General features: G+C 41.9%; 12 protein-coding genes and 1 tRNA gene. 1 reads left to right on the top strand and 12 read right to left on the bottom strand.

Going from position 1 to position 14,471, the window contains the following annotated elements:
• Positions 1-8: 8 nt before the first annotated feature.
• The 5 genes from B4Z47_RS24620 to B4Z47_RS17520 all read right to left on the bottom strand — a co-directional run bounded on the left by B4Z47_RS24620 (position 9) and on the right by B4Z47_RS17520 (position 6,921).
• Positions 9-428 carry a sulfatase-like hydrolase/transferase gene (locus B4Z47_RS24620; protein WP_312194627.1) on the bottom strand — a complete coding sequence of 140 codons (420 nt, stop codon included), beginning with the start codon at positions 426-428 and terminating at the stop codon, positions 9-11.
• Positions 429-483: 55 nt separating this feature from the next.
• Positions 484-1,092 (bottom strand): RagB/SusD family nutrient uptake outer membrane protein, encoded by a 609-nt coding sequence (locus B4Z47_RS17535; protein WP_286727704.1) that lies wholly within the window; start codon positions 1,090-1,092, stop codon positions 484-486.
• A gap of 8 nt (positions 1,093-1,100) precedes the next feature.
• On the bottom strand, positions 1,101-2,138 hold the full coding sequence (locus tag B4Z47_RS17530) for a RagB/SusD family nutrient uptake outer membrane protein (protein ID WP_286727703.1): 1,038 nt from the start codon (positions 2,136-2,138) through the stop codon (positions 1,101-1,103).
• A 17-nt stretch (positions 2,139-2,155) separates the two neighbouring features.
• Entirely contained in the window at positions 2,156-5,557 is a 3,402-nt protein-coding gene (locus tag B4Z47_RS17525) for a SusC/RagA family TonB-linked outer membrane protein (protein ID WP_115048074.1), read from the bottom strand.
• Positions 5,558-5,742: 185 nt separating this feature from the next.
• The gene (locus tag B4Z47_RS17520; protein ID WP_115048075.1) at positions 5,743-6,921 is read right to left on the bottom strand and encodes a FecR family protein; all 1,179 of its coding nucleotides are present in this window, start codon (positions 6,919-6,921) and stop codon (positions 5,743-5,745) included.
• Positions 6,922-7,281: 360 nt separating this feature from the next.
• On the opposite strand from B4Z47_RS17520, the gene B4Z47_RS17515 reads away from it, so the two are divergent.
• On the top strand, positions 7,282-7,707 hold the full coding sequence (locus B4Z47_RS17515; protein WP_070569779.1) for a hypothetical protein: 426 nt from the start codon (positions 7,282-7,284) through the stop codon (positions 7,705-7,707).
• On the opposite strand, the gene B4Z47_RS17510 is transcribed toward B4Z47_RS17515, so the two are convergent.
• The 7 genes from B4Z47_RS17510 to B4Z47_RS17480 form a co-directional block, all read right to left on the bottom strand.
• Positions 7,688-8,560 carry an EamA family transporter gene (locus B4Z47_RS17510; RefSeq protein ID WP_070569781.1) on the bottom strand — a complete coding sequence of 291 codons (873 nt, stop codon included), beginning with the start codon at positions 8,558-8,560 and terminating at the stop codon, positions 7,688-7,690. The genes B4Z47_RS17515 and B4Z47_RS17510 overlap by 20 nt on opposite strands.
• Positions 8,547-9,365, bottom strand: coding sequence for an alpha/beta hydrolase (locus tag B4Z47_RS17505; protein ID WP_115048077.1), 819 nt, complete (start codon positions 9,363-9,365; stop codon positions 8,547-8,549). Before B4Z47_RS17505 ends, B4Z47_RS17510 begins: the two co-directional genes overlap by 14 nt.
• A gap of 74 nt (positions 9,366-9,439) precedes the next feature.
• Positions 9,440-10,015, bottom strand: coding sequence for a Crp/Fnr family transcriptional regulator (locus tag B4Z47_RS17500; RefSeq protein WP_070569785.1), 576 nt, complete (start codon positions 10,013-10,015; stop codon positions 9,440-9,442).
• Between the two features lie 111 nt (positions 10,016-10,126).
• Positions 10,127-10,903 carry a hypothetical protein gene (locus B4Z47_RS17495; protein WP_070569787.1) on the bottom strand — a complete coding sequence of 259 codons (777 nt, stop codon included), beginning with the start codon at positions 10,901-10,903 and terminating at the stop codon, positions 10,127-10,129.
• Positions 10,904-11,082: 179 nt separating this feature from the next.
• A tRNA-Lys gene (locus B4Z47_RS17490) sits at positions 11,083-11,155 on the bottom strand.
• A 141-nt stretch (positions 11,156-11,296) separates the two neighbouring features.
• Entirely contained in the window at positions 11,297-11,575 is a 279-nt protein-coding gene (locus B4Z47_RS17485) for a lipopolysaccharide assembly protein LapA domain-containing protein (protein WP_070561913.1), read from the bottom strand.
• A 55-nt stretch (positions 11,576-11,630) separates the two neighbouring features.
• Positions 11,631-14,228 carry a heavy metal translocating P-type ATPase gene (locus B4Z47_RS17480; RefSeq protein WP_070561915.1) on the bottom strand — a complete coding sequence of 866 codons (2,598 nt, stop codon included), beginning with the start codon at positions 14,226-14,228 and terminating at the stop codon, positions 11,631-11,633.
• Positions 14,229-14,471: the final 243 nt, after the last annotated feature.

Below are 14,471 nucleotides of genomic sequence, written 5' to 3'. Positions count from 1 at the left end.
TTTTGGACCTAATTTCCGAGTCCCATATGCCATTTTCCAACAATGGCAGTAGCATAGCCGGCATGTTTAAATACCTTGGGTAATGTAATTTTATCCGTAGGAACGATTAGTTTGGCATCGCCGGGCAGAATGCCTGTCCCTTCCTGGCGCCATGGATACGTCCCGGTCATCAATGCAAAACGGGAAGGGGTGCAAGTTGCCGATGTACTATGTGCATTGGTAAATCGGACGCCGTTCCGGGCGAGCTTATCCAGGTTGGGTGTCTCGATTTGTTTGGCACCATAGCTACTTAAATCACCGAAACCAAGATCATCCGCATAAATATAGATGACATTCGGTTTACTTGCCTTTTGGGCAAAACTAACGGTGGGTAGCGTAACAAAAAGGCTCGCGGAGAGTAATAACGCTAGAGATAGTGGCTTCTTCATATACGTTGAATTTTGTTTAAAGGGTATCGTTTGACAATTGACGATACCCAAGGTACTATTTTAAATTTGGATTGATATTAATTTCATTCTGTGGAATTGGCCAATGTTCATCTTGGCCAGCTCGGAAGGCCTTACTGGTTACGTACCATCGGCTATAAGGATCTTTGTTTCCACCTGCTTTTATGCGGAGATTTTTCGCACCTGGGAATGATGCCCCATAGAAATCGCCCTTTAGTACATCTTTTGCGATACCCCAACGTAATAAATCCCAATAACGGAGTCCTTCCAGTGCAAGTTCGACACGTCTTTCGTTACGTAAGGTCGAACGCAACGCGGTACTGCTTTGGACGTTAATGGCTGGCATATTAACGCTGCTTCTTTTTCTGACAGCGTTGATGGTTTTGTCCAATAGCTCACTTGTGATGGGATCGCCATTTTCGAGTTTGGCTTCAAGGTAACTCAGGAGGACTTCGGCGTAGCGTATAATAGGAACATCGGCTCCAGAGTTTTGTAAGTTTCCACTAAAGCCTTCGTCGTTGAACTTGCGCAATCCGTAGCCCGTGCGTGTTGCCTGTTTTGTTGTTGTCAATTGATCGATAGACAATGTGGAATCTGGATGTGAGGTGTATTTTAAATTTTTAAAGCGGTCTCCATTTGTTATCACCGTGAAGGCTAACGCGGATCCCGGTTTTTGCTGATGTCTTGCGCATTATATCGCGCATCATCGTACGAAAATGCCGTTCCATCGGTGAAACCATAGCTTTCTACAAGGCTACCAAGCGGGCAATGGAGATGCCAACCCCCGGCGACTGCGGGAAAATTGTGTTGGAACATACCGTTTCCAGCGAGATCAACAAGATACTGCGTGGCAAAAATAATCTCTTTGCTCGTTTCGTTGGTTCCATTAAATAAGCCTGAATAGTTGGGATCAATGCTATTTTCATTGGCATTGATGATCTGCTCATAACTTTTGATAGCATCGGCGTAAGATTTTTCGGCCAGTTGGATGCGTCCCAGGAAAGCGAGGGCTGCCTGTTTGCTTGCACGGCCCCGTTCTGCGGTCGTCAATTTGCCGTAGCTCGGTAGGTCGTTTGCCGCTTCCTGTAATTCACGTTCAACAAAAGTAACCAATTCCTGTTTTTTTGCTTTGGATACCTGATTCGCCTCATTGGGTGTTAAGGTTTTGGTCACCAAGGGAGCGTCACCCCAATACTGGGATAGGTAGAAATATTGGCAAGCACGAATAAACCGCGCTTCTGCCTTGAAACGAGCGAGTAGTTCAGCTGAAATAGGGGCCTTATCAATATTTTCAAGAAAAAAATTAGCACGGGCAATTCTTTTGTAGGAAAGTGTCCAGTAATTTCCAAGAACACTATTATTGTTCGTTAGTGTACCATCGGATAGTTTATTGAAAACCGAATTATCACCACGTCTATCGTAGGCATTATCCGAAGCAAACTCCAGGTAAAGCAGGCCATTATAGGACCACCAATCTGTAGGGCTGAATTCGGCGAGGGAGTTCATTTGGATTTCACCTTTATATAGACCGGTCAAGGCCAATTTTGCATTGGTTTCATTTGTCCAAAAGGTTTCGTTGGCAAATTTATCCAATGGATTGGTTTCCAGTTGCTTTTTGCAACTGATGCTCAGGCTTGATGCAAAAAGAATGCATAAGGCCAATTTTATAGGTTTGTATGTAATGTGTATCATGGTGTTTTATCGATCGGTTAGAAACTTAGGTTAACCCCAAATGTAAAATTGCGCATAATAGGGTAGTAGGCACCGCTTGAATTGATTTCGGGATCCCAGCCTTTTCTATAGTTGCTTTTGGTAAATAGGTTTTCGGCATTTGCGTAAACCCTTAAACCCGACAATTTCCATTTGGTAAGGATGTGCTTAGGGATGGTATAGCCCAATTGGATGTTCTTGAGTCGTAGGTAGCTCGCATCCAGTAACCAATAGTCTGATAGCAGGGTATTGGGTGTGCCGGTATTCGGCAATTGTTCAATTCTTGGATAAATGGCATTTCTATCGGGATTGGCGGCTGTCCATCTGCCGTCAGCTTGCCAGCGTTGGATATTGCCGTTTTGTGTCAACGCAAATCCAGCATAATTGTCCAATAAGCCTTTAACACCGCTTACACCTTGAAGAAGTATTCCTAAGTCAAACCCTTTGTAGCTCATCCCGATATTCATCCCGTAGGTGTATTTGGGGATACGTGATCCAATCACAGTTCGGTCGTACGTAGCGTCTACTTTTCCATCAGGGACACCGTCGGGGCCACTGATGTCCTTGTATCGGATATCGCCTGGTTGCGGTTTTGGGTTGATGCTGGTTTGATTGGCATAGCTTGCGATATCAGCAGCATCGATAAATAAGCCATCGGCCTGGTAGCCGTAGTAGGATTGGATGGGGTAACCGATAAATAGGGTTGAACCATTTCCCACTAAGCCATTAGGTTGATTGATATTGCCGACACCCAAATCGACGACCCTATTTTTGACCGTAGAGAAGTTTAGATTTACATTGTAAGAAAAATCATTTAATTTTTTTTGATGCCCTAACGTAAATTCCCATCCTGTGTTTCGTAGTTTTCCAGAATTTTGTAGGCCGACGTCAAAACCTAGCACATTCGAAACACTAGAATCTGGGCTCACCAAAATATCGTAAGTATATCGGTTATAATAGGTGCTACTGAATGTCAATAAATTTTTAAATAAAGCCACTTCCATGCCCGCATCTGCCGTTCGGGTCGATTCCCAGCGTAGGGTAGGGTCAACAATGGTGGTTCGAGCTAAGCCTGGAGATATTGCATTACCAAAGGGGTAGTTATATCCGGTATTTAAAATATTTTGATACGGGTAATTTCCGATATTTTGGTTTCCAAGTACCCCATAAGATCCTTTGATTTTCAATTCGTCGATCCAACTATAATGGTCCTTTATAAACGATTCTTCACTCAGCAACCAACCTATTGCAATCGAAGGGAAGGTAGCATATTTTTTATCGGTTGGAAAACGGGATGACCCATCGTATCGAACAACACCCTCGACAAGGTATTTCTTGGCATAATTATATTGTACGCGTGCAAATAATGATTCTAATGCCCACTCTGAGGCTGTCCCAGCGTTCTGTTGCCCATCTGGTGAACCTACATTTAACTCGGTAAGATCATTGCTGGGAAAATTCTGGCGGTAAGCGCTTAAACCTTCGCTGTAGCCTTTTTCGAAAGAATAACCACCTAATATTTTCAGGTTATGCGACCCGAAAGTCTTCGTGTAGTCTGCTAAAGCTTGAAAAGTTTTGTAAGTGTCGTAGGGCGCACTTTGGTTCAGATTTGAGGGGCCCAGAATTATGGAATTGTTGATCCGTTGCGAAGCTCTGAAAAGTTTTGTACGGCCATTCGTCTGCGTATACCCGCCAATAGCGGATAAGGTCAGATCTGAAATCGGTTTCCAATCGAGCCTTGCGTTTCCCGAGATATTGGATACTTTTTCTTTGTAGAAGGATTCGCTCTCCAGGAAAGATACGGGTGTCCATTTCAGGTTATTTCCTGCGCCCCAGTCACCGTTGCTCAACCGAATAGGGTATATGGCGGGATAGCGAATCACCTGAGAAATGATATCCGTCATGCGGGAGAAGTCGAGCGTTGCCGGTGCTGCCGGTTCGTCTGTTTCGGTCTGAATTGCTGCTACCCGCGTCGTTAATTTGAGCTTGTCATTGAGGTTTGATATGAGATTGAGGCGGACATTGTATTTGTCAAAATTGTTTTTGATGACAATACCTTTTTGATTCAAAAAACCAGCAGATAAGGTGTATTGTATTTTATCTGTGGTATTGGATATATTTAAATTGTGGCCTGTTTGTGTTGCTTGCGACTTAAATGAGCTTGCCATATAATTGGCATTGGGATAATTGTCAGGATCTGAGCCATCCTTAAATTTTTGGATTTCTTCGGCCGTATAACCACCGCCACCACTTGTGGTTTCGTTGAGTAAGGAAGCGTACTCCCAAGAGTTGACAAATTCGGGGAATGCTGTTGGCTTTTGGATCCCATAATAACCATTGTAATTGACCGTTAATTTTCCGCCAGCTGCGCCTGTTTTTGTTGTTACCAGAATAACGCCGTTTGCGGCTCTAGCTCCATATATGGCTGCTGAGGAGGCGTCTTTCAATACCGATATCGAGGCAACATCATTTGGGTCAATATCATTAAAGGAATTGGTGGGGATACCATCAACTAAAATAAGTGCGTCGGTACTGGCGCCGAATGATCCCACACCACGAATCTGTATCGTATTGTTTGCTGCCCCGGGTTGGCCAGATCGCTGTATGACGGTCACGCCCGGCATTTGACCTGTGAGGGCCTGAGCAAGCTGGGGAACGGAGCGTTTGGCGAGTTGTTTCCCATCAACTTGGGAAACCGAACCGATTAGTTCTTTCTTTTTTGTCGTACCGTAGCCTACGACGACGACTTCCTCCAATGCGTCTATATGCTGGCTAAGTTCAATATTGAGGTAGGGCTGGTTGGCCAACGGGATTTCCTTGGTTTGGTAGCCGATCATTTTAATGACAAGTACGGCGTTATTATTTGCTTCAATCTGAAAGTTACCACTTGCATCTGTAGTAGTTGCTTTTGTCGAACCTTTTATCATAATTGTTGCACCTTGGAGCGCGGTTCCTTTGCTATCGTGAACATTTCCCTTGATGGTGTGGTTTTGTTGCACTAAGACGTAATTGCTTGGAAGGTCATACGTTAGGTGGTTTGTTTTTAACTTCGTTACGACAAGCATATTATCCTGAAAACTCCAATCCACAGGTTGGCCTTTTAAAAGGATCGGTACAGCTTTTTCTAAAGGCATATTGCGAACCTGCGCCTCAATTTTTAGTTCAGCAAGTTCTTTACCATTCAATAGAAAGGGGACGCCACTCTGTTTTTGGATGGTACGTAGTACCTGCACCAATGACATTTTTTTGGCGTTAATCGTGATTGATTGTGCGTAGCTGGCTGCAGACAGCTTAACAACACATGCAAGAGTAAAAAATGCGCTCAGCTTCCTTTTGGTCTTCCATTGCTTGGGAATGTTCACAGCAATTCGATTTCTATGAACAAGAAATTTAAAATTCATAAATTTGTTGAATTAGGGATATAATCTATTGTTAAACTGATTGGGTAAATCGGTCAAAAATGGAGATCGCTATTATGGCCGATTAATGTTCGTAGCATTGGTCGGCTTTTTTTAGTATCTCGTTTTGTCTCCTTAGGTTGGTTTTCTCATAATTGTTGTTTTTGGGTTATTTCATGGATAATTGGTTAGTTTGAAACAAAGAGTTTACGGATGCCATTTTCTTGAATCAATTCAAATTTAATATGGCTACGTTCCAAAATTTTTAGGACTGCCGATAGACTTTTCGTACGTTGAATTTCGCCATATAATAGTGTTTCTTTTATCGGTTGCGTGTAGATGATTTGCAGGTCATACCATTGACCGATCAATTGTAGGGCAGTATGAAGGTCCGTTTCATTAAAATAGAATTTATTGTCGAGCCATGCGATGTAGTTAGCGGGATCGACCACTTTTTTGGATAGTTGACCCGAAGCTAAGAGCGCTTGTTGGTTGGGTGTGAGCTGTAACGTTTGCCCTTGCGCGGATAGATTGATGCTTCCCTCCACAAGCGTTGTACTACTCTGGGATTTCGAATAGGTGTTTACGTTGAATTCGGTACCGGTGACTTCGATGAGCTGTCCATTGGAAACGACCTGAAATGGAACCTTTTTATTTTTTGCAATTTTGAAATAGGCTTCACCGTCAACTTCAACAACACGTTTGTTTTTTGCAAAATGAAGCGGGTATTTGAGTGTTGTTTTCGCATTGAGTGTAATTTCCGAGCCATCTTCCAATTGGAGTTTCAGCATTGTGCCGGCGGGGGTATTAACTGTGGCCATCAGATCTTCTTTTAAAGATTCGTTTTGTAGAACAGTACCGTCTTCGTAGGTCAATTTATCCCCTGAAACCAGGGCTCCTTTCTGACTCGATACCTGAAGTACTTTGCCATTCGAAAGTCGTATTTCAGCGTTGTTGTTCTGTGCTTCTACATCATTTAAGACCATTCGATAGCTGATCGGTGTAGCCTGTTTTTTTACCACTATGAAATACATCAGACCACCTAAAATTAGGCTTATTAAAGCTGCAGCGTAGGGTAGCAAACGCTTTAGGTTTCTTATAGGAGATGGTTTAATGGCGGAGGTTCGAATGGTTTCTAGGGTCTTTGTCTTTAACCTTTCGTTCCAATTCATCGTATCTGAGGCCTGGAGTAGGCTCCATTGATTTAAATCGTTGATAAAATCATCGCGATCTAAAAGGTCTTCAAAAAAAATACGGTGTTCTGCTGATTCGTCCAACCATAGCTTTAAATCGGTCTTTTCATCCGACGTTAAGTTGTCGCCGATGTACTTTATGATTAGTTGTTTGATATCATCAGTCAATCTCATGGTGTATAATTTTAGATAGATACGTAACAGGAAGGATAAACCTTAGTAAAAAAATGAAAAAATATTCAGGTGTAGCATGCCGATAAACATTAAGCTCCATCCGTCCAATATCGTCAGGACCACGTCCAATAGTGCTTTGGCATTTATCTTTCAAGGATTAATTTGCATCTTTAAAAAGATTCTTGTCGTTTAAAGGTTACGCGGGTTTAGCAGTTATGCTATGTGAGAAGTCAGCCTTGAATTCGGTTTTGGAATTGAGGCGCTCGGAAGGGGCCTGGTCGAAATTTATTAAGGGAAAATAGGAGGGGACGAGAAGTTCAGGCCTATTCGCGGTTTTGTTTATTTTAAAATATTGTGCCGATGAAAAGAAAGCTAAGTTTTATTTTTCTGCGAATTATAGGGTTTAGTGTATCGACGACCTTTGTCCTTACAGCCATACTTCAGGCAAATAATGAGGCTGCAAAAAGAGCACGTTGCTACATGCCCTTTTTTACAGAATCGTTGCTTTCATTCGTAGCACTCTGTATTGCGATTGGTACGATATCTATTTTTCTAAATTTAAATAAGCAATTCAGAAGCAGTAGGCTTGCACGGGCACTTTCCTTTGTTTTATTGCCCGCTGCTATTAGCCTATTGTTTTCGTCCTTTCTGATCCAAACTGGTGGAGCATCCAATATATTTGAAATGCTCCACATGGCTGCAACCATAGTTCCGGTTTGGGGGCTGATCTTATGGCAATATAATAGATTTAGTCGTTGGCTGGCTATTACGACTTACCAACATTAATTATGATGACAGCCATTAAAATCAGGAGTATGCCAAACCATTGGAACCCTGAAACAACTTCCTGCAGAACCAACATGGCAGATAAGGTTGAAACGGGGATTTCCAGACTTGAAATAATATTTCCCATCGCTATTCCAGTTTTCGGGATTCCCTTTGTAAATAGTAAGGGTGGAAGAATCGTTCCAAAAATGGCAATCAATAATCCCCAGGGTAATGCGTTAGGTTGTATATACCGAATAATATCCATGTTCCAAAATGCTACGATGAGCAGCAGTCCGCCTAAAACCAAGAATTGGCTTCGTACCGAACTCGGTAACTCTTTCTCCACTGTGCTTGAAGCATAAATTGCCAGCGCATAACTTATTCCCGCTCCGAAACCCAGTATTATTCCTCTGTAATCAAGCGCATTATTGTTTTGGAATAAATTGGTTGCTAAGGTCGTGCCGAGCAAAACAATAATCACTCCTGCTAGTTTACCTTTTGATGGGAGCTTTTTCAGTAGCACTGCTTCTGCCACTAAACTTATCCAAATAGACTGCATCAGCAGGATAATCCCAACGGATACGGGAATATATTGGATGGAGAGATAGTAAAGTGTTGTTGTTAGACCAAGGGAAATGCCCCAGACCATCAGTTTAATTTTTGATGAAAATTTGATGATGTTATGTTCTTTTGTGTGACGTTTTGACAACAGATTAAAGGCCAGCAAAAAGAGAAAACCAAACATAAACTGCAGAAAAGTCAACAGACTTGTGTGTATCCCTAAGTGGTTTGCATATTTCACAATTGTTGCGAGTAGTCCATAGCTGCAAGCGCCTGCAGCAACATAGAGTGTCGATCTATAATCCTTCATGTTGAAAGTAGTTTTGAAATAAAGCCAACTGTTGTGATAGTGATTTGCTCCAATAAGCAGTATCGTGTCCGCCTTTTGATTCGATGTAAAGATGCTCGATGTTTTTGTTGGTCAGATGCTTGTGGAATGTACGGTTCATTTCCAGCATTTGCAGGTCTTCAGTTCCACAATCGAGGATATAGCGTTGTTTATTGTGCTTCATTTTATCTTCGTTGCTGTAGATGCGGTCTACATCGTTCAGATTTTTGAAATCGCCCAATACCTTGTCTACCTGATATTGCTGGTAGGCCTGTCCGAAGCGGTCAAAATCAAGTGCGCCGCATGAACTTCCGACGATCGAAAATGTTTGTGGGTAGGCTATGCCGATGTGCAATGCTCCGTAGCCACCCATGCTCCAGCCCAGTATTCCGCGCGCATTTCGGTTTTGTTGCGTCGGGTAGTGATGATCGATGTAATTGACTAGCTCATTTCCGATAAAGGTGCTGTACTGTGAATGTGGATCGATGGGGCTATCTACGTACCAAGAATTGAAATCTCCATCTGGTAGCACGTAAATAGTCTGAAAAGTTTTTGCTTTTTGGATTAAGTCGGGAATGTCTTCTTGCACTGTACGGGTGGGGGTGCCGCTATAACCATGGAGAATATAAACTGTTTTATAATTGATCCCGTCTTTCATGTCGGGCGTAATTATAATGGTTTCAATGTTTTTGTCCATTTTGGCACTATGGATTTTTGTCTTAACGACTTTTTGTGCCGCCAGTGGTAGGCTAAGGGCAGAAAATAGGAGGGTGTATACTGTTTTCATAGCTTAAAATTTTATCTTTATAAGGCAAAATTCAAGAGTATAATCTTTAAAAACGTATACAGATGTTGATGGAATTATTCTTTTAATTCCTTACGGATGCGGCTTAATTGCGTGGGAGTTACACCAAGATAGGAGGCGATATGATGCTGTTTGAGGCATTTGAAAAGCACTTGGTTCTGATGAAGTTCAAGGTAACGTTCCTTCGCAGATTCCCATTTCAGCTCGATTTCAAGTGGTTCTTTTTTGACCACCCAATTCTTTTCCAGGTAGGCTATCTGAAAGAGTGCTAAATCATGCTTTGTCCGGACAAGCTCACGGAAAGCCTTGGCAGAATACTGAATCAACTCAACATCTTCGAGTGCAACGATGTTGAACGCGCTCGGTGTTTCTGTGATGATGGCGGCGGTGGAAGCACAAAAGCTATTTTCTTCAAAAAACATTTTATAGATGGTATTACCATCAGCGTCTAATTTATAATAGCCTAATAATCCTTTGCAGATAAAATAATAGTACTTGGCATATTCTCCAGCACGTAGAATATGTTCATTTTTTTTGAACTGCTTCACCTGAAAGATAGTTTTCAAAATGTCTGTTGTTTCTGCACTGAGCGCAGCATAAGTATTCATTTCGAAGAGTAGTTTTTCTATCATCTGGGGCAATTGTTTTTGTACATGCTGGTCTGTCTTATTAACAAAGTTAGTGAAATGACAGCTGCAATAGTGTCTTTACGGACTGTAACTTGGAAATTAATGATTTTTACACTAGTCTTTGATGTAATACTCTGTTCCATTTAAGCCGACATAGATTTCCTTATCGAGGTCACCGCGATAGCCAATAAATAGCGGATACTGCTGTTCACGTAGTGGATTATTATAAAGTTCCTCGATATTCGCATACTTTGCTTTAACAACGATCTGATTGGTTTCGCTATTTTTTATTCCCTTCAGTAAAGTGTGTTCACTGGTAAAATCTATGTAGGGTATTTCTTTTCGTTTGGGCTGAAAAACCAATTTAACACCTTCTTCAATCAACTCCTTGTTTTTTGTTCGAAATTCCTGAATGGATTGCTCGTCCGGAAATAGTTGTTTTCCGTTCCGGTTGTCTCTGATGTGTTGAAAGAGTGTGTTTTGATCTATGTTGTCGCTATAATAAACAGTTGAATTTTTGTACAGATAAATGGTTGTTTCACCTGTTTTAAAATCGGTTGGATTGTATTTATATACTCGTGTACCCTTTTTATCGATGCGGTATCGCTCACCATTGAATAGAACCCAGGCATAGTCTGCTGTTCCATATTTAATGATCTCGGCATTATTCACATGGAAAAGTTGGAAATTGTAATCAGCCTCGAATAATTCTGCCTTTTCAAAAAGCGCTTTTATCTTAATGTTTAGCGATTTGTCAGAGTAGCCATATAAGCTGTTCTGCATTAGTGTCGGAATTAAATCAGGATACGCCAAATCTGTTGAGGCTAATTTATCTTGGGCATGAGCAGGAATACATAAAAAGGTTAGAAGAAGTAAAACAAAATTTTTCATCCGTTGTGCTATTTAATGTGCCTAACAAAGCTATTAAATTAGCTCTGTAAAAAAATCAATGGAAATAGTGATTTTTAATATTGCTGAGCCCCGAAAGGATCGAACCCGGCCGAACTTTTTTTCGGATCCTAATAGCTTTAAAACAAAAAAAGCTAATCTTGCGATTAGCTTTTCTTTTGTGATCCCGCTGGGATTCGAACCCAGGACCCATACATTAAAAGTGTATTGCTCTACCAGCTGAGCTACGGAATCTTACTTCTTTGTTTTTGAACTACCGTTCCTTGTTTGAAGTGATGCAAAGATAGGGTTAATCCCTATTCCACGCAAGTATTTGTGCCATAAAAATGCGCTACAGCTGTTTAGGGCTTCATTTTTAGTGGTTTATTTTTTCTTTTAGGAGAGGAATTCTCGATCTTCATCCGATAATTGAGGCTTTTTGTGATCGTTTTCTTCTTCCGATTCGTCTATTTCTTCCTCTTCATACGCCCGCTGTTTCTTTTTTCCGATTTTCAATAGAGATACAAATACAATTCCCGCAATAAAAAAGGCCAATAGTAGCTTCCATAGTGCCACTTGCGATTCCCCGATAAAATTGAGCTGCACCGATTGCGGGTTCTTGACACAGACAACCGTGATGATAACCGTAATTAAGATTAAAAAGATATTACGCATGTTACTGTAAGCTATATGTCGTTATTGTAGCAGCGAATATAGGGAATATCTGTTTTTAATCGATATCGATCTTTGCACGATTTAAGCGCAAAGAATTCAAAATAACCGAAACGGAACTAAAACTCATTGCGGCAGCTGCTATCATGGGTGACAAGAGAATTCCGAAAGATGGATATAGCAGGCCGGCTGCCAATGGAATACCGAGTATATTATAGACAAAAGCAAAACCCAGGTTTTCCTTAATGTTACGAAGCAATTTATGACTCAGTACTTTTGCTTTGGCAATTCCAGTAAGATCTCCTTTCAACAAAGTCAAAGAAGCACTTTGTATGGCAACGTCGGTACCCGTACCCATGGCAATGCCGATATCGGCTTGAGCAAGGGCAGGGGCATCATTGATACCATCACCGGCCATCGCTACCACATGGCCTTGTTGCTGTAATGTATGAATCTCTTGCAACTTATCTTTGGGCAAGGCATTGGCTTTGAAATGCTTGATGCCGACTTGATCCGCCACAGCCTTTGCCGTATGGACATTATCTCCAGTCAGCATGATTACATCGACTTGATGTTTTTGGAGGTATTGAATTGCCTGCTTCGATGAAGCCTTGATTTGATCTGAAATACTAAAATAGCCCAATAAGGTTTGATCTTTTGCGAGGAAAGACACCGTTTTTCCATTGAACTGAGCGGTTTCAGCCATCTGCTTCATATCGTGTGGAACTGCTATACCGATAGACTCCATCAACAATTGATTGCCAAGTGCTATACTGTTTCCGTTTATGTTTCCTTTGATTCCTTGTCCCGCTACGTTTTCGAAATCGGAAACTTTACTTTCTGTTTTACTATTTTCTTTTTTTGCTCTTTCAATAATAGCATGACCTAAAGGATGTGTGCTATTGGCATTTAAAGCGGCAGCCAAAGACAATATTTCGTCTTTGCTACTGGAGGAGTTTGGTTGAATATCATCGACGGTGGGTTTTCCTTCGGTGATGGTACCGGTTTTGTCTGTTAGTACCACATCGACCTGGTTCATTTTTTCCAGCGCACTTGCGTCTTTGATCAGGATACCATGTTTGGCCCCTTTTCCGACACCAACCATGACGGACATCGGTGTCGCGAGCCCCAAGGCACAGGGGCAGGCAACAATTAATACGGCAAGTGCATTGGCAAAGCCGAACGCCAAGGAAGCAGACGGAACCCAGAGCCACCAGGTAAGAAATGTCAAAATTGCAATGATTATGACAATCGGAACAAATACCTCGGATACTTTATCTGTTAACCGTTGAATGGGTGCCTTGCTTCTGCTGGCATCATTAACAAGTTGAATAATCTGAGCCAAGAGTGTGTCCGAACCAATACGCTCTGCTTTCATGAGGAAACTGCGGTCGCCATTGATGGTTCCTGAACTGACATGATCGCCTTCCTGCTTTTCTACTGGAATAGGTTCACCCGTCAGCATGGATTCATCGATGCTGCTGTTGCCATCCGTAATTTGTCCGTCGACTGGAATTTTATCACCGGGTTTTACTTTGAGTATATCACCAAGTTGAATTTGATCTATGCCTATTTTTTTATCGATTCCATTTTCCACGCGCGTAGCTTCGGAAGGACTCAGCTTGATCAGTTCTTTGATCGCTGAATTGGTTTTGGAATGTGCTTTAGCCTCCATCACCTGGCCTAACAATACCAGCGTTAGAATGACGGTAACGGACTCGAAGTAAAGCGCAATGTAGCCATGGTGATTTTTTAATTCGTCAGGAAAGATCTGCGGAAAAAATAGACCTACCAAACTATAGACAAACGCAGCTCCAGCACCAAGTGCAATCAGGCTAAACATATTAAGGCGCCAGGTTTTGAAAGATACCCAGCCACGTTGAAAAAAAGACCAACAGGTGTAAAAAACAACCGGTAAAGATAAAACCAGTTGTATCCATCCCGACCAGCTCGGCGGAATGATTTTACCGATCGGGTTGCCCGGAAGCATTTCACCCATGGAAAGTATAAATATGGGGACAGTAAATAGGATAGAGACCCATAATTTCATACGAAGATTACGATAGGTATGATCGTCGTCCGCATTATTACCATTGGCTATAGGCACAAGGTCCATACCACATATGGGGCAATTTCCGGGATGGTCTTGTACAATCTCAGGATGCATTGGGCAAGTATATTGAAGGTCTGTCTTTAATATGGGGATCTTTTCCAGGTTCATGCCGCATACGGGGCAGCTTCCTGGTGAGTCATAAAGCTTATCGCCTTCGCAATGCATGGGACAATAGTATTTATCTGCAGACGTACTATGATGTACTTTGTCGGGCGTAGCTAATGTTTGTGACTGATGCATTGTCGCATTTGACTGAGCGGAATGATTGTGTTGCTGTTCGCTATGGATAGGCGGAACTTCCATGGATTGATCGGAGGGAACTTCGGAAGTATGCTGATGTGCTTCGCCGATTTGATATGGCCCCAATTTGGATATTATTTCCTGTAATTGCTGTAACGGAATGTGTTTCTGGGATGTTATTGTGATGCTTGGTGGGTTTAAAGTCACCTCGGCATGAACCCCAGGTAACTCGTTCAATGCATGTTCGATTGTTGTTTTACATCCATCACAGGACATTCCTGAAAGTGTATAGCGGTGTTGCATAGCGTTGTCTTTGTTGCCTAAAGTTAAAAGTTATATCGAGGTGATTTTTACACTTTTACCGGGTTTTTTTGTAAAATTTCCCGTTGATAATATGCTTTCAATTTGCCCCCATTTTCTAGGTCGAGCCAGCTTTTTAGTCTTCGGGAGACGGAATGTGATGTGAAAAACATCGAAATCACGCTATGATAAACACAATCGAACTATGTTTTGTTTGCTTGGGGGTAGTTATGAGGGGTGGAATAT

It is taken from the genome of Sphingobacterium sp. UBA2610 (assembly GCF_002339225.1).
GTDB classification, from domain to species: Bacteria; Bacteroidota; Bacteroidia; order Sphingobacteriales; family Sphingobacteriaceae; genus Sphingobacterium; species Sphingobacterium multivorum.
The sequence above is the reverse complement of the archived record's forward strand: the minus strand, read 5'-3'. Positions and strand labels throughout refer to the sequence as shown.

Coding starts and splice junctions, on each gene's coding strand:
- B4Z47_RS24620 (WP_312194627.1), bottom strand. CDS start 428: ATGAAGAAGCCACTATCTCTAGCGTTATTACTCTCCGCGAGCCTTTTT.
- B4Z47_RS17530 (WP_286727703.1), bottom strand. CDS start 2,138: ATGATACACATTACATACAAACCTATAAAATTGGCCTTATGCATTCTT.
- B4Z47_RS17525 (WP_115048074.1), bottom strand. CDS start 5,557: ATGAATTTTAAATTTCTTGTTCATAGAAATCGAATTGCTGTGAACATT.
- B4Z47_RS17520 (WP_115048075.1), bottom strand. CDS start 6,921: ATGAGATTGACTGATGATATCAAACAACTAATCATAAAGTACATCGGC.
- B4Z47_RS17515 (WP_070569779.1), top strand. CDS start 7,282: ATGAAAAGAAAGCTAAGTTTTATTTTTCTGCGAATTATAGGGTTTAGT.
- B4Z47_RS17510 (WP_070569781.1), bottom strand. CDS start 8,560: ATGAAGGATTATAGATCGACACTCTATGTTGCTGCAGGCGCTTGCAGC.
- B4Z47_RS17505 (WP_115048077.1), bottom strand. CDS start 9,365: ATGAAAACAGTATACACCCTCCTATTTTCTGCCCTTAGCCTACCACTG.
- B4Z47_RS17500 (WP_070569785.1), bottom strand. CDS start 10,015: ATGATAGAAAAACTACTCTTCGAAATGAATACTTATGCTGCGCTCAGT.
- B4Z47_RS17495 (WP_070569787.1), bottom strand. CDS start 10,903: ATGAAAAATTTTGTTTTACTTCTTCTAACCTTTTTATGTATTCCTGCT.
- B4Z47_RS17485 (WP_070561913.1), bottom strand. CDS start 11,575: ATGCGTAATATCTTTTTAATCTTAATTACGGTTATCATCACGGTTGTC.
- B4Z47_RS17480 (WP_070561915.1), bottom strand. CDS start 14,228: ATGCAACACCGCTATACACTTTCAGGAATGTCCTGTGATGGATGTAAA.